Consider the following 18,920-nt stretch of genomic DNA (forward strand, 5'->3'; position numbering starts at 1 on the left):
ATGCAGTTTTTAAATTACCATAGTAGAGTCACTACGTTACTGACTATTGCCTTTTTCATATTGGCAATAAAAGTGCCGGTTCTCGCGCAAAATACATCGCTCAACGGTAACTGGGCTTTTCAAATAGACCCGAACGATGTAGGGGAAAAGCAGGCCTGGTTCCGGCCTGAAGCCAACGTAACGAGCTGGGATTCCCTGCCGGTTCCAGGCAACTGGGATTTACGAAATGAATACGCGCACTACGTCGGCAAAGGCTGGTATCGTCGCACGTTCGCTACACCCGCCCACAACGCCAACACGGTAGTGCGGCTGTTGTTTGAAGCGGTCTATCACGATTGTACAGTCTGGCTCAACGGACAGAAGCTGGGCGAAAACCACAGCGGGTTCTTGCCGTTTGAGTTCGACGTAACGAAACTGCTGAACCCTAACGCACTGAATACACTGGTCGTTTGTGCGGATAACTCACTCACGCGCGGAGCCATCTGGAACTGGGGCGGTATTCGTCGGCCGGTTTCGTTGGTCGTTTCCAATCCCGTCAGAATTGTTCGGCAGCACATTACGCCATCGGTCAATCTGGCCGCAACGCCAACGGCGCGGCATCCCGACCGTCAGAAATCGGCGACCGTAGCGGTTCGGGTTTTTCTTCAAAATCACGGACCGCAGGCTGCAAACGTAACGGGAATGGTGCAATTGACTGCGCCTAACAGTTTTACGAGATCGTTGCCGTTCAACGTGAGCGTACCAGCCAGTGGAACCGCTTCGGCCTTGGTACGAACTACGATTTCACCCAAAGAAACGCACCTGTGGCATTTTGATGACCCGTTTTTGTATACGTCGAACGTAACACTTTCCAACCGGTCCGCCGGCGCGGGCGAGAAACAAACTAATCGCTTCGGGCTGCGTAAAATTGAGGTCGACAATAAAGCGTATACGCTGAAGCTTAACGGTGAAGTCATTCGCCCAATGGGCTTCAATCTGGTTCCCGACGACCGCACAACCGGCAATACGCTGCCAACCTGGCGGATAAAGGAAGATATCGATTTGCTGAAAGGCGTAGGCTGTACCCTGACCCGGCTCTCGCACCTGTGCCTGCCCGACGAGGTGATGGATTACCTCGATGAACGCGGCATGCTGGTTATTTCCGAGATTCCCCTCTGGGGATTCGATCGATTTGCCGACCCAGCCAGTACGACCTCGCGCGATTGGCTTACCCGGCTCATAACGAACCAATACAACCACCCAAGCGTGATTGGCTGGAGCGTGGGCAACGAAAACGGCTACTTTCCGAAAGCCGTTCCGTACGCTAAAGAGGCCATTCCGTACGCCCGAACCGTAGATAGCACCCGGTTTGTGTCGGTCGTGAGCCACACGGGGCAGTACTCGCCCGATGTTGTTGATTTCGGCGATATCGGGCTCCTAAACCGCTACGGTCAGAATTTAGGCCCGACTACGCGCCAGCAACACGAAAAACATCCCGATAAAACGCTTTTCTATACTGAATATGGCATTACGCAACTGGCCGAAAACCTGGACGCGAATTTCAACGCCCGGCTACTAGTCGATTCGATACGGAACCTGCCGTATCTGATTGGCGGGTCATTGTGGACGTTCAACGATTATCGGAGTCGATTCAATGGCACGAAAGAAGGGTCTGGCAATCGTCCGTGGGGTGTCGTGGATGTGTACCGGCGTAAGAAACAGGCATATTTTGCAATACGTAACGAGTACAATCCAGTCCGAAAGCTGGACGTCAACGCGAGTGCTACGTCGGCCACGGTTACGCTGACACCACGCGGGATTCTCGATCTACCCGCGTATCCGCTTCATAATTATCGGCTGCTCTGGAAACGTACCGACGCAGCGGGTAAAATCGGTCAGGGTGGTTTGATCCATCTCCCCGACATCCGCCCCGGCGACGCGGCCAAAACCTATGCCGTCAATTGGCAACCTGACAACGCCTTTTCGCTGACTGTTGAGTTGATAACGCCCACGGGCGATGTGCAGGCCGACACTACGTTGTTTCTGCAAAAGCCAGCAGCGCCAAAAGTCACGTACGTAAACGGCGGACGTTCATATTACAATGGCACGAATGGTGGAGGAGTGATCCGGATTCATTTCGAGAAAAGCCCCACTGCTACGCAGTATAAAGCCCGCTACGGCGAAACCAAACCCGATCAGGAAACGCCCGCTACGCTCAACGATTATATCGACATTCCGAAGTTGGTGCTGGGCAAAACGTATCAGGTCGCGCTCGTTAGCCTGAACAACGCGGGCGAAACGCAGTCGGCCGAAACGCGGTCGGTAAAAGTCGATACGTTGCAGTTTGCCCCACCGATTATTCAGCACGTAGAGCCGGCCGACGGCGGATTTTACCTCGGCTACGCCAGCCCCGAAGTGGATTACATGTACCGCGTTCAGGTGACTACCCAACCCGGAAATTACGCCAGCGCCCGCCTTGTTCAGGCCACAACGCCCGGTACACTGTATGTGCCAAATTTAACAAACGGACAGCCCTATTCATTTCGCTTCCAGCGCGTTACCGACAGCTGGAGCAACTCCGACTGGTCGGAAGAACGCAGCGTTACGCCCGATGGCGGTCAGCGGCCAGCGGCTCCGGTTTTGCAGGGCATTGTCCGGTCGGGCCGCGATGTGATGATCTGCTTCGAACCCATTCCGAAAGCCACTGGCTACGTACTGGACTATCGCCCCGAAGGTAGCCCCACATGGGCCCAGCAACCCATCGCTGCCGCCCAAACCGGTCGATTTATCCTCACCGGATTAGACCAAAAAAAGACGTATCAATACCGCCTTGCTGCGACAAATCAGGCGGGCCAATCAACATTTTCTCCAAGCATATCCGATCAACCCAATGATAAAGTCCAACGCAACCGATAAACGCGCCCTCAAAACCATTTCTCTTTCCGCTGATCTGATTGTGGTTGGCGGAGGTCTATCCGGCGTTTGCAGTGCCATCACAGCCGCTCGGGCGGGCGCTCGCGTGGTGCTGGTACAGGATCGGCCCGTTCTGGGTGGCAATGCCTCAAGCGAAGTTCGCCTGTGGGTGCTCGGCGCTACGTCGCACATGGGCAACAACAACCGCTGGGCTCGTGAAGGGGGCGTAATTGACGAACTGCTGGTCGAAAACTGGTACCGCAACCCCGAAGGCAACCCGCTGATTTTGGATACGATTCTGCTGGAAAAAGTAGTGCTGGAACCCAACATTACGCTGCTGCTCAATACGGCGGTGTTTGAGGTGGAGAAGTCCAATGCCGAAACCATCAGCAGCCTGCATGCCTTTTGTTCGCAAAACAGTACGCTGTACGACCTGGCAGCACCGCTATTCTGCGACGCGTCGGGCGACGGCATCGTTGGTTTTCAGGCCGGGGCTGCTTTCCGGATGGGTGCCGAATCGTCGGAGGAGTTCGGGGAGAAGTTTGCACCAACGGCCGAATATGGTGAATTACTGGGGCACTCGCTCTATTTCTACTCGAAAGACGTGGGTCGTCCGGTGAAGTTTACGCCCCCGGCCTACGCGCTGGACGACATCACGAAAATTCCGCGGTACCGTCGCTTCAACGCTCAGGAATACGGCTGCCAGTTGTGGTGGATTGAATACGGCGGTCGGCTCGACACCGTTCACGATACCGAAACCATCAAATGGGAACTCTGGAAAGTCGTGTACGGCGTCTGGAATCATATCAAAAATTCGGGGCAGTTTCCCGAAGCCGAAAACTTAACCCTCGAATGGGTGGGCACGATCCCGGGCAAGCGCGAAAGTCGGCGGTTCGAGGGCGATTATATGCTTGTTCAGCAGGACATAGTTGAACAGCGCGAACACGCCGACGCGGTGGCGTTTGGTGGCTGGAGCATCGATCTGCACCCGGCCGATGGCGTTTTCAGCGAAAAACCGGGCTGCAATCAGTGGCACAGCAAAGGCATCTACCCCATTCCGTACCGCTGTTTGTATTCCCGGAACATCGACAATCTGTTTCTGACCGGACGTATCATCTCGGCTTCGCACGTAGCGTTTGGCTCGTCGCGGGTGATGGCCACGGGCGCGCACGTCGGGCAGGCGGCTGGTATGGCAGCGGCTATATGTGCCCGTGAGGGGCTGCGTCCGCGCGATTTGCTGGAACCGCTACGGATGGCATCTTTACAAAACGAACTGCTGAAAACGGGCCAGCACATTCCTGGCCTTACGTTGGCCGAAGCGGATGATTTAGCCCGAAGCGCTGCGGTATCGTCTTCCAGCGAGTTTGTGCTGACCCAATTACCGCCAGATGGGCCGCTGGAACCGTTGGCCGATTCAGCCGCGCAGATGCTGCCGTTGCCAAAAGGCCGAGTGCCGCAGATGACTGCGTTCGTTACGTCGGCGGCTGATACGTCACTGACCGTCGAGCTTCGTCGGAGCAGCCAAACGAAAAACCACACGCCCGACGTAACGCTACAAACGCTGACGATTCCGGTTCAAAAAGGAAAGCAGGAAGTCCGGCTGGCGTTCGACGTAACGCTTGATGAGCCGCAGTACGTGTTTGTCATGTTCCTCAAGAACGAACACATTCAGTTACAGTACAGCCAGTTGCGCGTAACGGGTGTGTTGTCGGTGTTTAACAAAACCAATCCGGCCGTATCGAATTACGGGAAGCAGGAACCGACGGTAGATATTGGCGTAGATGCATTTGAGTTCTGGTGCCCATCGCGCCGACCTAACGGGCACAACATAGCACTCACGATTGACGGCGGAATTTCGGTCTTCGGTGCCAGCAACATAACGAACGGTTTGCAGCGACCGACCAATCAGCCCAATGCCTGGGTAGCGGCTTTAACTGACACCAACCCTACCTTAACGGTACGCTGGTCGGTGAAGCAACGGATCAGCCGTGTCGAGTTATTTTTCGATACCGACTTCGATCACCCGCTCGAAACGGTGATTATGCTCAATCCCGAAACGGTTTCGCCGTTTTGTGTACAACACTACGTGCTCTGCAACGATCATCAGGAGCGGATTCACGAAACTATACATAATCATCAGGCGCGGAACACGATTCGGTTCGGCGAAGCGGTCGAAACCAGCCAGTTAACCATTCACCTCAAGCCGCAATCTGGCCATGTTCCGGTGGCCCTGCTGGAAGTGCGTTGTTATCCGTAAAGGTGCCAGCTTAGTGCAGGTTATCCCTAAAATGACGTGGGTTATGGATAAAAAGCAGAACGTTTCGCTTTTCATCCATAACCCACGTTGACCGGGTTACTTCAGATTCTTGAGATAGGCAATGCTTTGGGGCACCTGCACATCCTCTTTATTACTTTCATCTTCAATAAAATAGTGCTTAACACCAACCTTCCTGGCCGTTTTAAGCACCGCTGGCATATCGATCTGCCCGTCACCCAGCACCACATCATTCTCGGGCGGAGTTCCGCCACTTAGATCACCTTTGACTCCTTTTCTGAGGTCTTTGAGGTGCATCAATTTCCAGCGGCTACCGTATTTATTCAGCAGTTTAACCGGGTCTGCTCCACCATGCTGCGCCCACATGATGTCCATTTCAAACGAGACGTATTTCGGGTCGGTGTTTTTCACGATGTAATCGAACAACGTCCCATCCTGATACGGCTGAAACTCATAGCCGTGGTTGTGGTAACAGAACGTCAGCCCGTTGTCGGCCAGAACCTTACCCACCCGGTTAAAATCCTCAACGGCCTTCTGCGCATTTTCAAGGGTGAAATTGCTCTTCTGATGAGGAATCCAGGCGACCATTACGTAGGAAGCGCCCAGCGCTTTCGCCTTTTTAACGACCGACTCCGGATCTTTCACAATCTGTTCGTAGCCCGAGCCGGTGGCCACCAGTTTAATGCCGCGCTGATCGAGCATTTTTTTGAACTCCTCTTCAGTCAGCCCCTTGGGTGCGCCCCCTTCCATCTCGGTGAATCCCAGCGATTTGATGAGGTCTAACGTAGCCGTCACATCTTTCGGGAAGCTGTTTCGGTACGTATACGATTCGATACCCAGCGGAAATGTATACACAGCTTTACTGGATTGGGCAGAAACGGTGGTCAGGCCAAGCCCGAGTGCGGCAACCCCAAACAGGGCACTCTTGAATGTACGTATCATAGACAGTTTACAGGTTTTTCTTTTTCAGTTCACTCACGGCATAATCGGCCGCCCGTGCCGTAAAGGCCATATATGTCAGCGACGGATTCTGCGTGGCGGTCGAGGTCATGCAGGCTCCATCAGTCACGAACACGTTCTTCACGGCGTGCAGTTGATTCCATTTATTCAGCAGCGACGTTTTCGGGTCTTTACCCATCCGAACGCCACCCATTTCGTGAATGTCGGAACCCGGAGCGGCATGTGAATCCATCGCTTTAATATCCCGGAAACCAGCCAGCGTGAACATCTCGGTCATCTGCTCGATGTAATCCTTCACCATTTTATCGTCGTTTTCGGTCCAGTCGGCAGACGTAATGAGCTGGGGAATGCCGTATTTATCTTTCTGATTGGGATCAAGACGGACGTGGTTCTTCTCCATGGGTACCGTTTCGCCCATCATCCAGCCGCTGACGTTCCAGGGACCGAGTTTCGGATTCAGCAGTTGTTCCTTCAGGGCGAGGCCCATACCGTCCCGGTTCTGAATCGTACTACGTCCCCCGCCAACACCAACCGCATAGCCCCGCAGGAAATCGGTTTCCTGCTTGTGCACGTTCCGGAACCGGGGAATGTAGCCATTGCTGGGGTTCTTTCCATCAGTAGTCCTATCCGGAAACCCATCGTACTGCGCCGAAATGCGGCCCCGGTAATTGTGCCAGGCGATAAACTTACCCAGCAAACCACTGTCGTTGCCTAAGCCGTTGGGAAAACGACTGGAAATCGAGTTGAGCAGGATGAGGTTACTGTTCAGCGCGGATCCATTCACGAAGATGATTCTGGCGTAGAACTCCATCATCTGCTTGGTATTGGCATCGACCACCCGAACGCCCGACGCCCGGCCCTTCTTCTCATCGTAGATGATGGAATGCACCACCGAATGCGGTCGCAGGGTCATATTACCGGTTTTTTCGGCCCACGGTAACGTCGACGCATTGCTGCTGAAATACCCGCCGAACGGGCAGCCCCGAACGCATAGCGACCGGTGCTGACACTGCGCCCGCCCCTGCGCCGTATGAATCGGCTGCGGTTTGGTAATGTGCGCGCAGCGCCCCTGAATCAGCTGACGGTCTTTGTAGTTTTGCGCAATAACGCCCTGTAGATGCGACTCAACGCAGTTCAGTTCAATCGGCGGCAGGAACTCCCCGTCGGGCAGGTGCGGCAGCCCGTCCTTATTTCCGGAAATACCGGCGAATTTTTCCACGTAACTATACCAGGGAGCTATATCGGCGTAACGAATCGGCCAGTCGACGGCATAGCCATCCCGAACCGGGCCTTCGAAGTCAAAGTCGCTCAGACGCTGAGTCTGGCGGGCCCACAACAGCGATTTTCCGCCGACGTGGTAGCCGCGGGTCCAGGCAAATGGTTTTTCCTCCACAAAGGGCTGCTCATCGGGTTTGATGGCCCAGTGCAGCGTTTCTTCGCGCATAAACGAGCGAATGTTGCCGTATTGCGCCCGTATCGCCAGCGGAACCTGACCGCGGTGCTCAAACTCCCAGGGATTCAGATTTGCCGTTGGGTAATCGACCACGTGCTTCACGTCGCGGCCGCGTTCGAGCACCAGCGTTTTGAGTCCTTTTCCGGTTAGTTCTTTAGCGGCCCAGCCCCCACTTATGCCCGACCCGATTACGATCGCATCGTACGTCATGCTCTTAGCGGCATCAATCGTGAAATTCGCCATGTCGGTTCAGGTTATTTGGTGGCAATTGGAGCGGGTACACAGCCAGAGAAATGGCCGGGTATCATGGTATAGTTGTAAAACTTGGTCATTACGTATTCCGACGTAGTGAACCCCTGAATGGTCAGGTTTTTAAGCAGGGCATAAAAGCTTTTCCGGTCGCTTTCGGATGCCGTTTCCATCGCTTGCAGCACGGCCAGCCGCTGCGTGGTATCGCAGGTCAAAAAAGGCTGAACGAAACGTTCTTTAGCAACTGTATCAATGGCATCCAGACCTCTTTTGAACGTTTCCTGAACGGGTGCTTCGTAACAGTCAGCCATCATTTTCTGCACGAAATCCGCAACACCCAGGGCTTTTGCACCCAGGCTGTCGGACGCGGGAATCAGCGTATCCACAACTTCGGTCAGAATGGTTATCTGATTCATCCCCAGCATGCGCTGGCTTGCCTGAACAGAGGTCTTCGTCCAGGCATTTACCCAGTTTGGTAAGGCAAGCAGCCCACCCGTTGCCAGGGCCATCTGTTTAAGTGCAACTCGTCTTTCCATTCGTCTCGACTGCGAGGTCGGTATTGGTACGTCCTTTTAAAAAGAGCCCCAGCCCGTCGGGCTACTAATCCAGACCGAATTATTTAAGAATTGGTCGAGCAGACGCGCTCCCTTAAAGCCAAAACGAATACGTCCCATTGTCGGTATCAACAGGGGTCACAAACTACGGCATTCGGTGCACACAATATTTACTAAGTTCAGCCCTCGCGTCTAATAATTAATGCACCCGTTGCGTAATATTACAGGTACTATACCGACCTTCCGAAAAGGTGTGTAGTTACTACTCTTATACGCTTTTATTCTCTTAACACTGCTGCTACATGCACAAAATACCTACCTGTATCAAAACGGTTATAGTTGGGTTAATCCTGCTGCCCATGCAGAGTATCCGGGCGCAAAACAACCTATCGCTGATCGGCAATAATGTATTTGCGGGCAACGGGGCTGGTCTGCAAAACACCACCGGTTCATCGAACGTCTTTGTCGGCAGCAGCACAGGATTCAGTAACACGGGTGGCACAGCGAACCTCTTTTTAGGCCAACTAGCCGGATTTAGCAACTCATTCGGAAACTATAATACGTTCATTGGTAACTCTTCAGGAGAAGCTAATTCTGTGGGATCGAATAATAACTTTATCGGTAACGGAGCCGGTTTATCCAACACTGAAGGAAACTTTAACGTATTCATCGGCTCTGCATCTGGGGCCAGAAACAGACAGGGAAGCTCCAATGTGCACATCGGCGGGTTTGCCGGTCGGGAAAATCTGGACGGCAGCGCCAATACGTTTATCGGGCATAACTCGGGTGTTCCGGCCGGGGCGACGTTGGGTAACGTAACTGCTATTGGAGCCAACGCCCTTGTAACAGCCAGTAATAGTGTCATTTTAGGTAATAACGCGAACGTAGGCATCGGTAATTCGGCCCCCCGGAACAAGCTGGAGATTACGCAGGGAATCCCCAATAACAGTGGCCTGCGCTTTACCAATTTAACCGGGTCCTCCCCGGCTTCGCTGATCAATCAGACTAAATTCCTGACGGTCAATGCGCAGGGTGACGTAGTGCTGGGCAGTATCAATGGATCGGGTCGGCTAGCCGCAGACGTCGAGGGGTCCTGGCAGGTAGTCAACGGCAACCTTCAGAACACCAACAGCGGTGGAGTAATCGTCGGGGAGGGTATCAATACCACTCCCGCGGGGTACCGATTGTACGTAGCCGACGGTATTTTAACCGAAAAAGTTAAGGTGGCGATCAAAAGCACGGATGACTGGGCCGATAAGGTGTTCTCGCCGACGTATCGGCTGCCCTCGCTGGCAACCGTTGAGCAGTTCATTAAGCAACATCAGCACCTGCCAGGCGTTTTATCGGCAGATGAGGTGGTTCGGGAAGGCATGGACGTTGCCCGAATGAATGCGAAGCTGCTGGAAAAGGTAGAAGAGTTGACCTTATACAGCATTCAGCTTGAGAAAACGAATCAGCAGCAGCAGGCTATAAACCAGCAGCAACAACAAGAGATCAAAGAAATAAAGGCGATACTGACCAAGCTGCTGAAACAATCAACGAAACAGCGTAAGTAATTAGTGATATTACGTATATCTACTGGCTTGACCGGCGAGGTGTATCTCTTACCAGATTCGGTCTATATTCCTGGACTTGCCAATAAATTAATCAGAGCAAATTCGCTACGAACCCATTCCAGCGCCTGCTTGTTGAAAAAACAGCAGGCGTTTTGTTTATAACTTTGCCTGCACTGCCGGATAAATACCGGCCCAGCAAGCTATGATTCATCAACTTTCACTCACGCTTACGCCCGAACTCGCCTTCGACGATTCATTGTTCCGGGAACAGGCATTGCGTTCGCTCCGTCTCGCTGACGATACGTCGGCCGTTGTGCGAAAACGTCGACAGTCTATTGATGCCCGCGGGCGACAGATCCGGGTTCACGTCGATGCCGAAGTATTCGTCGGTCAGGTGCCCCCCCCACTTATCCAATATCAGAAGCCGCAAACCGATGTCAGCCGGGCTCCGCAGGCCATTGTTGTCGGGGCCGGACCAGCGGGGCTGTTTGCGGCTCTGCGCCTGATTGAACTGGGGATTAAGCCCATTGTTCTGGAGCGGGGAAGCGACGTTCGTGCCCGTCGGCGCGACCTGGCGGCTATTAACAAGGAGCATATCGTTAACCCCGAGTCGAACTATTGTTTTGGTGAGGGGGGCGCGGGAACCTACTCTGATGGGAAGCTCTATACCCGTTCAACCAAGCGGGGTGACGTGCGTCGTATTCTCGAAATTTTCTTTGCCCACGGCGCTACGGATGAGATTTTGGTCGACGCGCACCCGCATATCGGCACCAACAAACTACCCAACGTAGTGGCAGACCTCCGCGAGACGATACTCAGGGCGGGGGGAGAAGTTCGGTTCGATACCAAGGTAACCGACCTGCTGATTGAGAACAACGCGCTAAAAGGCGTGGTAACCGCCACCGGCGAAGCCCTGACCGGACTTGGGGTGATTCTGGCAACGGGACACTCGGCACGCGATATTTTTTATCTGCTGCACGATCGCAATATCCTGATTGAATCCAAGCCGTTTGCCATGGGCGTACGCATTGAGCATCAGCAGTCGTTGATCGATCAGTTCCAGTATCACCGGCCCGACCGGGGCGATTATCTGCCGGCGGCTTCGTACAGTTTAGTTACACAAACTCGTTTTAACGGGGTAGAACGGGGCGTTTTTTCGTTTTGTATGTGTCCGGGTGGATTTATTGTTCCGGCCGCAACGGCACCAGGTGAGTTGGTCGTTAACGGTATGTCGCCTTCCCGACGGGATTCAAAATATGCCAATTCGGGCCTGGTCGTAGCCATTACCGATACCGATCTGAAACCGTATGCTGAGGAAGGCCCGCTGGCTGGCCTGGCCTTACAGCAGGACCTGGAGCGCTGGGCCTGTCGGATGGGGGGCGGATCGGAGACGCGCCCGTCGCAAACGGCACCGGCGCAGCGGGTGGCCGATTTCGTTGATGGGCGCGTGTCGAATGACCTGCTGCCCACCTCATACCAGCCGGGTTTGGCTTCGGTCGATATGGCGGATGTACTGCCGGATCATATTACGCAGCCGCTCCGTCAGGGCCTGCGCGATTTTGGTCGTAAGGTGCGTGGTTATCTGAGCAACGACGGCCAGATCATCGGTGTTGAAAGCCGCACCTCGTCACCGGTACGTATCCCGCGAGACCGCGATACTTGCGAACACGTAACACTCCAGCGGCTGTTTCCGTGTGGCGAAGGAGCGGGTTACGCGGGTGGAATCGTTTCGGCTGCAATGGACGGAGAACGCTGCGCCGAGCAGTTAGTTAAGTTGTATAAGTCGCATTAGAATGACGCATTTTTTCGGGTTACTCTTTTGTTCGCCGGGCTGTTTCTTTCCTTTGGGCAGGCTCGGTTGACTATTCGTTCATTGGTCATGCGCTGATACATTATATTGAGTATTACCAGTAGCGTTAACAGGGACGTTGCACAGGGCAACTCGTTACGTTGTATAAATAAGGTTTTACAGTTAGGTTGATGACCAGTACGTTGACATCCATGCCGATACGCTGAAAACAGGAGACCAGATTATGATTGACACCACATTCCATTCGTTCACGGAACAACTCCGTCAGCGGTTGCAGAAGCCCCTGCCGGGTGAGACAGCTCACGCGAAAATGGCGTCGGCAGCTCGTTACCGACTCGGTATCAAGCCCAACGAACGAACGCGACGGAGTGCAGTGCTGATCTGTTTTTATCCCTATCAGGACTCGATTCTGCTGCCCCTGATTTTGCGGCCGCAGTACGATGGCGTTCATGCCGGACAAATGGCCTTTCCGGGAGGGCGCATGGAACGTATCGACGAAAACCTGACCCGCACTGCCCTGCGCGAGGCTCAGGAAGAAGTAGGCATTCGGGTGACCGACGTAAAAGTGCTGGGGTTACTGACTGAACTGTTTATTCCACCCAGTAACTTCTACGTTCAGCCGGTAGTGGGAATGCTGCCTTACCGACCCGATTTTTACCCTGACCCGCGCGAAGTCGAAGCCGTGGTTGAGGTTCCCCTCGATACGCTGCTCGACGAAACCATCGTGGGCGACAGCCAGATCGAAGTGCGCGGAGTACTGGTCGATGCGCCGTACTACCAGATTCAGGGATATCGCGTATGGGGAGCTACGGCCATGATGATCAGCGAGTTGCTGATGGTGATGGACTCATAATTATTGCGTCGTACCCGCTACAAAGTACAGCTCCGCTACGGCTTTCTGGTACTTGGTTTTTAGCTCCTCTCCTTTCAGCCGCAGGTCGATCAGCTTTGTTTCGCGGGCGTTGACCAGAAACAACGAGCTTTCGCCAAGTTCGAACTTTTGCTGTTCGGCCTGTAGCAGGCGCCCCTGATTCTGAATCGTTTGCTGCTGCAAAGCGACCTGACGGGCAAGGGTCTGAAGCTGGTTGTAAGCCGCCTGGACCGTAGTACTGATGTCACGGCCGGTTTGCTGGCGCTCCAGTTCGGTCTGCTGGTTTTTAATCTGCACTTCGCGCAGTTTGCCCCGTTCTTTTCGCAGGAATAACGGAAAAACAAAGTCCACGCCTATTTTGTGATTTTGGGGTCGGAAGGCGTAATAGCTCGACCAGTCGTACGGTAGGTCAACAGTTGGGGTCTGGCTAAGTAAGCTGGCCGTCAGTGAGACCTGAGGCTGGATCATGGCCTTTCTGAAGCGCTCTTCAAGGGCGAGTTGGCCGAGCTTCGTGTCCAGTTTCAGTAACTCCGGGTGCTGACGAGCCGCCTGATTGGCCAGCATCTGCAACGTACTCTCAGTCAGAGGTGTAAGAGACGGCTCCTCAGGCATGGCCTGCGCGGGCAGTTCAACCGGCCGGCCGCCTGCATCCCACAGAAAATTATTGACACGAAGTCGGGCGTTCTGTTCGTCAATCTCCGCCTGCTGACGCTGCACGAGCCGATCCTGCACGGTGATGAGCGCTTCCGTAGTATCAATACCGGCGGCATCGCCAATCAGCGCCCGCTCACGTAACGCCTGAAATCGACGCTCCGCCAGTTCAAAACCTTCAGTTACCCACCGGCGCTGCTGATAGGCCAGATACCAGTCCCAGTACGTTTTGGCGGCATCGAACAGAGTTTTGTTCACCAGTTTAAGCTGATCGGCTTTAGCCATATCCTGCGCCAGTCGCGCCTGCCGGACAGCATTCCGGCGCGCATCAATAAACAAGGCCTGCCCAACGGGCACACTCAGGCCAATTCCGGTCAGTCCCGAAGCAGGCGTGCGCTCTTCCGGATTTATATATTTCCCCTCGTTCCGATCATACGATACGTTGAGATCAATACCCGCCACCCACAACGGAACGGCTAGCTTGTTCTGCCAGTGATTGTAATACAGATCCTGCCCAAACTCCTTCCGATCGTAGTACGACACCAGCTTCGGATCAAAGGCCCCCCGCGCCTGAACCAGTACCTGACGAGCTTCTTCGTTATAGAGAGCCGCCTGTTTTACAATCGGATGATGCTGTCGGATTATGTCGAAAAAAACCGGGGCGGGAAAGGCCGTTGTGTCGGGCTGTTGCTGCCCCGACACGACCACCGGCGGGCTCGTTGCTGCGGGCGTCCACCCGGCCTCAGCAGCAGTCATCACCAGCCCTGGCAGCAGTCCGCTAAGGCCAAGCCACCAGCGTATACCAACGCGCCCCCTCATTTAGCTTCTCCTTTCTCGGCTTTAGGCTCCTCCTGCAAACTTGGTGGGAAACCATTCAGTAGCCGCCAGAGCTCGTACCAGACGGGTACATCGTCGAGCATCACCCAGCCATGAACCCCCGACCCTACCCGCAGTTGCGTCGGCCAGGGCTGGTCGCCTTTTTGCTGAAAAGGACGTACCAGGATCCGATACTTACCGCCAACGCTGCTTACTGCATCGATAACCGCCACCTTTCCGCCAAACGTACCAACCGATACCGTGGGCCAGCCCGAAAACTGAATGGCTGGCCAGCCATCGAACTGCAAGCGAACGATTCGGTCCCGCTGAATCAGGGGTACGTCCATCGCCCGCACGTACAACTCTACGGCCAACTGCGGATTCGACGGTTGAAGCGTCGCGATTGGCTCTCCCTCTTTGATTGTTTCACCAATCCCCGCTTTCGACGGACGAATTACATAACCATCCTGCGGAGCGCGCACGACGTAAAGCCCCTGACGGACGGCCACGCTGCTGATTTTGTTGCGCAGCTTGGACACTTCACCATTGGCATCGGCCAGGTACGAAACCGCCGAACTCCGATCCGACTGCGCTTTCGCCAGTTTCTCCTGAAAATCAGCCTGAATGGTGTTCAGATCAAGCCGGGCGTTCACCAGTTCCTGCCGCGACACATTCAGTTTATTTTCCTGCGAAATCACTTTGGCGTTGTCCTCCTGCACTTTCAGCCGTCTGGCTTCCAGATCAGTTAGCGAAAACAAGCCGTTTTTATACCCCTTTTCGTAGCGTTCGAGCCGGTCGAGGGCAATCTGATAGTTTTTACGGACAGCCACCAGATCCGCTTCATCAGCGGTAATCTTAAATTCACTTTGCTGTACTTTGTTGCGCGCAGCCGCCAGCTTTACTTTCAGTCCCGCCTGCAACGCGGCAATCTGGCCATCGAGCGCCTGAATTTTAGCCTCGGTAGCCTCTTGACTGCCTTGCTTGGCTGTCAGCTGCTCACCCAGGCGTTGGGGCAGATTCGGATCAAAATATTCGTCTTTTATGTCCGAAATGATCATGAGTGTATCGCCCCGTTTCACGTAGTCACCGTCGCGAACCGCCCAGCGTTCGATCCGACCGGGAATGGCGTTCTGAATGGTTTGTGGACGATCCTGCGGGGTTAAGGCCGTCAGCGTTCCTTCGCCGTTGATATTCTGCTGCCACGGCATGAACATGGCAATCAGGCCAACGATCAGAAAGAAGAGCATCCAGCGGCCCAGTTTCTGGCCCCCGTCCGATTGAGGTAATTTGCGGAGCGTTTTTAAGGGGTAGCGGTTAAACAGCTCTTCGTTTATCCGTTGATTCGATATGTTTAACATAAAATGTGCTTGAAGAATACAGTTTTCGGCTGAACCAGCCGATCAGGCTGTCTGTACGTACTCTCTGCTAGGTAGTCTCCAGGGGCATATCGGTGATTGTACCAATTTTTTCTACGGCGGTCAGCAGGTCAAATACAGTATCAATACCCGAGATAAGCTTATCGACCGAGTTGGTAATCAAGACGATAACAAGTTCTGCCGCAACAAACTGTCCCAGCGACATTTCCCGACCGACTACCAGGGCCGTCCCCAGAATCAACAAGCCCCCCGTAACAATAGTTTTGAAGGCTACGGCACTGTAAAAGAATCGCTTCAACACCTTGAAATGCTCATTGCGATGCTCAACGTAGTTAGCCACCAGGTCGTCCATTTTGTCAATGGATTCTAAATTGCTGGATTGCTGATAGCGGTGGATTGGTAAATCGCGGGCTATATCTTCGAGCCAGGCAACCACCTTGTATTTATACTTCGATTCGTTCAGGCTGGTCTTGACTCCCCGTGCTCCGTACACCCAGCAGATTAACACTACGATCAGCGCGGTGACCAAACCGAATCCAACAAAGATGGGGTGATAAGCCGACAGCAGGATTAATCCAAAAACGATCTGTACCGTTGCGGCCGTCAGGTCAATCAATAGCTTTGGCAATCCCTTCTGAATCGTTAATACGTCGAAAAAGCGGTTCATTAACTCGGGGGGATAATAACCTGCCAAGGCGTCGGGCTGAATACGTGGCAGCCGGTACGTAAACTCAAAGGCCGCTTTGGCAAAAATCCGCTGCTGCAACACCTCAACCAGTGCCATCTGGCCAACCATCAATAAACCCGTTCCCAGCACGCCGATGATCACGAGCGAAATCAGTACATACACTGAGCTGAATACAAGCCCTCCCGATACAAGTGTAAACACTGCCTGAATACCCAGTGGCAGCGACAAACTGATTACGCCCGTTACCAACGCATACAGATAAATATACCCAATGTCTTTTTTCTCGTTGGTCAGGAGCCGAATCAACCGCTGCATCGGCGATGGTGGCGGCTCTACTGCATTTGCTGTGGCCATTTTAATCCATTTTTAATCTCACAAACAGTAATCTGCCCGTTTCCTCTCCAGTTACTCCCAAATTTTTTTATAAAAAATGTATCTGGTAGTAAAAAGAGCGGAGCTGATAGTATTACTATCTTTTTTATAAACACAACTTTTATTAACGTAAGTATGTTCCTAGTTGTAAAAACTTTTGGTTGAACGGAAGAACAAGTTTATAGATGGAGTATTCAGTGCAGGTCCGCATGAACGAGCGGCTGTTTTTACGTAATCCCGACGGGTCAGAACTGGGTCGGCGGATTGTGCGACAGGGAATTTTGCTGTACGATGAAATTGGGTTTGAAGAAGCCACCTTCAAAAAACTAGCCGATCGACTCAGCACCAAGGAAGCCAGTATATATCGATATTTTGAGAATAAGCATCGTTTGCTCATTTATCTGGTCGCCTGGTATTGGCAATGGCTCGAATATCAGCTAGTTTTTCAAACGAACAACCTGACTGATCCAGGCGAAAAGCTGGAGCGGCTGTTACGACTCATCGTATTAAAAGACTTGGATATCTCCTCTACAGACGAGATTGATGTACGGGCGCTGCACCGGGTTGTGATCCGGGAGTCGAGTAAAGTATACCTGACACACCACGTAACGGAAGATAATCGCCAGCAGTTGTTTAAGCCCTACAAAGATCTGTGCGGACGTATCGCTGCGCTAATTCTGGATTATCGACCCGACTACCCGTTTGCTCGATCGAGAGCGAGCTCACTTATCGAAACCGCTCACTACCAGACATTTTTTATGCAGAACCTGCCGACCCTCACCGACTTTGAGATCAGTAAAGACGAACATCAACTGCTCAACTTTCTGCGTCACGTCCTGTTTTCCAGCTTAAACAGCCCCATTTCTGACTAAGTCGAAACCTGTTTGACAGATTCAGTAACTGGACCAGCTTTACGGATTTTGAGTAGACAAATCGATTCAACTAGTTTGGTACTGTATATGGATGCGGGCGAATACGTTCATTCATTGGCAACCCGGACTTGTTGAGCCTGCTTTCCAGCCACTTACTGCGTGGGATGACTGAACTCGCCAGTCGACAAAGTCGTTTAGTCCCCGCGTAAAATCGATCAATGATCGAGCATTTGTGGATTGATATAACCGTTTGGGCTCATAGTTTTGTAGTTCGTAACAAACCCGATGAGTCCGACGTTAAAATTTAAGTTTTATTGCTAATTACTACCCTGTGAAAAGATGGATTGCTATCGTTCTCGTCGTTGTTGTCCTCGGCGGGATAATTGTGTACAATAAAGTACTACATCCGGCACCCGGAGCCACATCCGGTGCCCCCGGCGGAGGGGGTGGCGGTAAAGGCGGAGGACCAGGCGGCAAAGGCGGTCCTGGTGGCCCGGGCGGGGGCGGTCCCACCAACGTAAATGGCTTTGTCGTGATCACGAAGCGATTGCAGGAAGATGTTGTGTCCAGCGGTTCCCTCCTGCCTAACGAGCAGGTCGACATTTATCCGGAAATATCGGCCCGCATTACCCAGCTAAACATTCAGGAAGGGCAGCCGGTGACCAAGGGCGCGTTACTGGTAAAGCTTTTCGATGCCGACCTACGCGCTCAGCTGCTGAAACTCCAGGCTCAGGCCGACAACGCCCGCCGGACGGAAGAACGGAATAAGCAACTGCTTGCCAGGGGTGGGATCAGCCAGCAGGAATACGACATTGTCACTACGAACCTTCGTTCGTCGCTGGCCGATATCGAACTGGTAAAAGCAAACCTTCAACGTACCGAAATTCGGGCACCCTTTTCGGGCGTAATTGGTTTACGTAATGTCAGTTCGGGCGCTGTGGTTTCCCCTAATACGCTGATTGCCCGACTACAACAGGTATCCTCCCTAAAACTTGACTTCTCGATTCCGGAAAAATATGGCCAGGCGGTACGAACCGGCGCAACCATTTCCTTTCTGGTGGATGGAACCAAGCAACCAAGTCAGGCAGTGGTGTACGCAATTGAACCGGGTGTCGATCAGCAGACCCGCAATCTCCGGATTCGGGCCAGAGTCAACAACGCTTCGGCTCAGTTCCGCCCGGGTACGTTTGCGCGGGTTACGCTGGCCATTCAGAACCAGCAAAGTCTGGTTGTACCCACTCAGGCGGTTATTCCGCAAACGCGCACAAACCAGGTTGTTGTGATTAAAGGAGGCAAAGCTCAGTTCCGCGACGTAACAACGGGGCTGCGCACGGCGGGAACGATTCAGATTCTGTCGGGCATCCAGGCGGGAGATACCGTTGCCACAACCGGGCTATTGTTCCTGAAACCCGATTCGCCCGTTAAAGTAGGGCGGGTAGTACAACTGCCGGGTGATGAATCGAAAGTGGCGACGAGGTAATCATTTTTCGTTACTGACGCGTCCCTTTTTGGTTTATACCTGAAA

At 53.3% G+C, this 18,920-nt stretch carries 13 protein-coding genes; 7 read left to right on the forward strand and 6 right to left on the reverse strand.

Annotated elements, in window-relative coordinates:
• Complete coding sequence (locus ACYVBJ_RS23270) at window positions 1-2,895, forward strand: sugar-binding domain-containing protein (protein WP_460984693.1); 2,895 nt, start codon at window positions 1-3, stop codon at window positions 2,893-2,895.
• Entirely contained in the window at window positions 2,870-5,149 is a 2,280-nt protein-coding gene (locus tag ACYVBJ_RS23275) for an FAD-dependent oxidoreductase (RefSeq protein ID WP_460984694.1), read from the forward strand. Before ACYVBJ_RS23270 ends, ACYVBJ_RS23275 begins: the two co-directional genes overlap by 26 nt.
• A 96-nt stretch (window positions 5,150-5,245) precedes the next feature.
• On the opposite strand, the gene ACYVBJ_RS23280 is transcribed toward ACYVBJ_RS23275, so the two are convergent.
• The 3 genes from ACYVBJ_RS23280 to ACYVBJ_RS23290 are packed head-to-tail and all read right to left on the reverse strand — an operon-like array spanning window position 5,246 to window position 8,365.
• Window positions 5,246-6,109, reverse strand: coding sequence for a sugar phosphate isomerase/epimerase family protein (locus tag ACYVBJ_RS23280; RefSeq protein ID WP_460984695.1), 864 nt, complete (start codon window positions 6,107-6,109; stop codon window positions 5,246-5,248).
• Between the two features lie 7 nt (window positions 6,110-6,116).
• The gene (locus tag ACYVBJ_RS23285; RefSeq protein WP_460984696.1) at window positions 6,117-7,823 is read right to left on the reverse strand and encodes a GMC oxidoreductase; all 1,707 of its coding nucleotides are present in this window, start codon (window positions 7,821-7,823) and stop codon (window positions 6,117-6,119) included.
• Window positions 7,824-7,834: 11 nt separating this feature from the next.
• The gene (locus ACYVBJ_RS23290; RefSeq protein ID WP_460984697.1) at window positions 7,835-8,365 is read right to left on the reverse strand and encodes a gluconate 2-dehydrogenase subunit 3 family protein; all 531 of its coding nucleotides are present in this window, start codon (window positions 8,363-8,365) and stop codon (window positions 7,835-7,837) included.
• 320 nt (window positions 8,366-8,685) lie between these two features.
• Here ACYVBJ_RS23290 and ACYVBJ_RS23295 point away from each other — a divergent pair, with 320 nt between their 5' ends.
• The 3 genes from ACYVBJ_RS23295 (at window position 8,686) to ACYVBJ_RS23305 (ending at window position 12,602) form a co-directional block, all read left to right on the forward strand.
• A complete protein-coding gene (locus ACYVBJ_RS23295) occupies window positions 8,686-9,939 on the forward strand; it encodes a bZIP transcription factor (protein WP_460984698.1) in 1,254 nt (417 codons plus the stop codon).
• A gap of 202 nt (window positions 9,940-10,141) precedes the next feature.
• Window positions 10,142-11,731 (forward strand): NAD(P)/FAD-dependent oxidoreductase, encoded by a 1,590-nt coding sequence (locus tag ACYVBJ_RS23300; RefSeq protein ID WP_460984699.1) that lies wholly within the window; start codon window positions 10,142-10,144, stop codon window positions 11,729-11,731.
• Window positions 11,732-11,972: 241 nt separating this feature from the next.
• Complete coding sequence (locus ACYVBJ_RS23305; protein WP_460984700.1) at window positions 11,973-12,602, forward strand: NUDIX hydrolase; 630 nt, start codon at window positions 11,973-11,975, stop codon at window positions 12,600-12,602.
• Here the strand turns inward: ACYVBJ_RS23305 and ACYVBJ_RS23310 are convergent, their stop codons facing one another.
• The 3 genes from ACYVBJ_RS23310 to ACYVBJ_RS23320 form a co-directional block, all read right to left on the reverse strand.
• A complete protein-coding gene (locus ACYVBJ_RS23310) occupies window positions 12,603-14,027 on the reverse strand; it encodes a TolC family protein (RefSeq protein WP_460984701.1) in 1,425 nt (474 codons plus the stop codon).
• A gap of 59 nt (window positions 14,028-14,086) precedes the next feature.
• Entirely contained in the window at window positions 14,087-15,445 is a 1,359-nt protein-coding gene (locus tag ACYVBJ_RS23315; protein WP_460984702.1) for an HlyD family secretion protein, read from the reverse strand.
• A 67-nt stretch (window positions 15,446-15,512) separates the two neighbouring features.
• Window positions 15,513-16,505, reverse strand: coding sequence for an ATP-binding cassette domain-containing protein (locus ACYVBJ_RS23320; RefSeq protein WP_460984703.1), 993 nt, complete (start codon window positions 16,503-16,505; stop codon window positions 15,513-15,515).
• A 203-nt stretch (window positions 16,506-16,708) separates the two neighbouring features.
• On the opposite strand from ACYVBJ_RS23320, the gene ACYVBJ_RS23325 reads away from it, so the two are divergent.
• Window positions 16,709-17,395, forward strand: coding sequence for a TetR/AcrR family transcriptional regulator (locus ACYVBJ_RS23325; RefSeq protein WP_460984704.1), 687 nt, complete (start codon window positions 16,709-16,711; stop codon window positions 17,393-17,395).
• A gap of 331 nt (window positions 17,396-17,726) precedes the next feature.
• On the forward strand, window positions 17,727-18,875 hold the full coding sequence (locus ACYVBJ_RS23330) for an efflux RND transporter periplasmic adaptor subunit (protein WP_460984705.1): 1,149 nt from the start codon (window positions 17,727-17,729) through the stop codon (window positions 18,873-18,875).
• The last annotated feature ends 45 nt before the right edge of the window (window positions 18,876-18,920 follow it).

This window comes from Spirosoma fluminis (assembly GCF_054778895.1).

What these genes read in the sequence shown, in the direction of transcription:
- ACYVBJ_RS23275 (WP_460984694.1), top strand. Translation starts at nt 2,870, where the DNA reads ATGATAAAGTCCAACGCAACCGATAAACGCGCCCTCAAAACCATTTCT.
- ACYVBJ_RS23325 (WP_460984704.1), top strand. Translation starts at nt 16,709, where the DNA reads ATGGAGTATTCAGTGCAGGTCCGCATGAACGAGCGGCTGTTTTTACGT.
- ACYVBJ_RS23295 (WP_460984698.1), top strand. Translation starts at nt 8,686, where the DNA reads ATGCACAAAATACCTACCTGTATCAAAACGGTTATAGTTGGGTTAATC.
- ACYVBJ_RS23290 (WP_460984697.1), bottom strand. Translation starts at nt 8,365, where the DNA reads ATGGAAAGACGAGTTGCACTTAAACAGATGGCCCTGGCAACGGGTGGG.
- ACYVBJ_RS23320 (WP_460984703.1), bottom strand. Translation starts at nt 16,505, where the DNA reads ATGGCCACAGCAAATGCAGTAGAGCCGCCACCATCGCCGATGCAGCGG.
- ACYVBJ_RS23305 (WP_460984700.1), top strand. Translation starts at nt 11,973, where the DNA reads ATGATTGACACCACATTCCATTCGTTCACGGAACAACTCCGTCAGCGG.
- ACYVBJ_RS23285 (WP_460984696.1), bottom strand. Translation starts at nt 7,823, where the DNA reads ATGGCGAATTTCACGATTGATGCCGCTAAGAGCATGACGTACGATGCG.
- ACYVBJ_RS23310 (WP_460984701.1), bottom strand. Translation starts at nt 14,027, where the DNA reads ATGACTGCTGCTGAGGCCGGGTGGACGCCCGCAGCAACGAGCCCGCCG.
- ACYVBJ_RS23315 (WP_460984702.1), bottom strand. Translation starts at nt 15,445, where the DNA reads ATGTTAAACATATCGAATCAACGGATAAACGAAGAGCTGTTTAACCGC.
- ACYVBJ_RS23300 (WP_460984699.1), top strand. Translation starts at nt 10,142, where the DNA reads ATGATTCATCAACTTTCACTCACGCTTACGCCCGAACTCGCCTTCGAC.
- ACYVBJ_RS23270 (WP_460984693.1), top strand. Translation starts at nt 1, where the DNA reads ATGCAGTTTTTAAATTACCATAGTAGAGTCACTACGTTACTGACTATT.
- ACYVBJ_RS23280 (WP_460984695.1), bottom strand. Translation starts at nt 6,109, where the DNA reads ATGATACGTACATTCAAGAGTGCCCTGTTTGGGGTTGCCGCACTCGGG.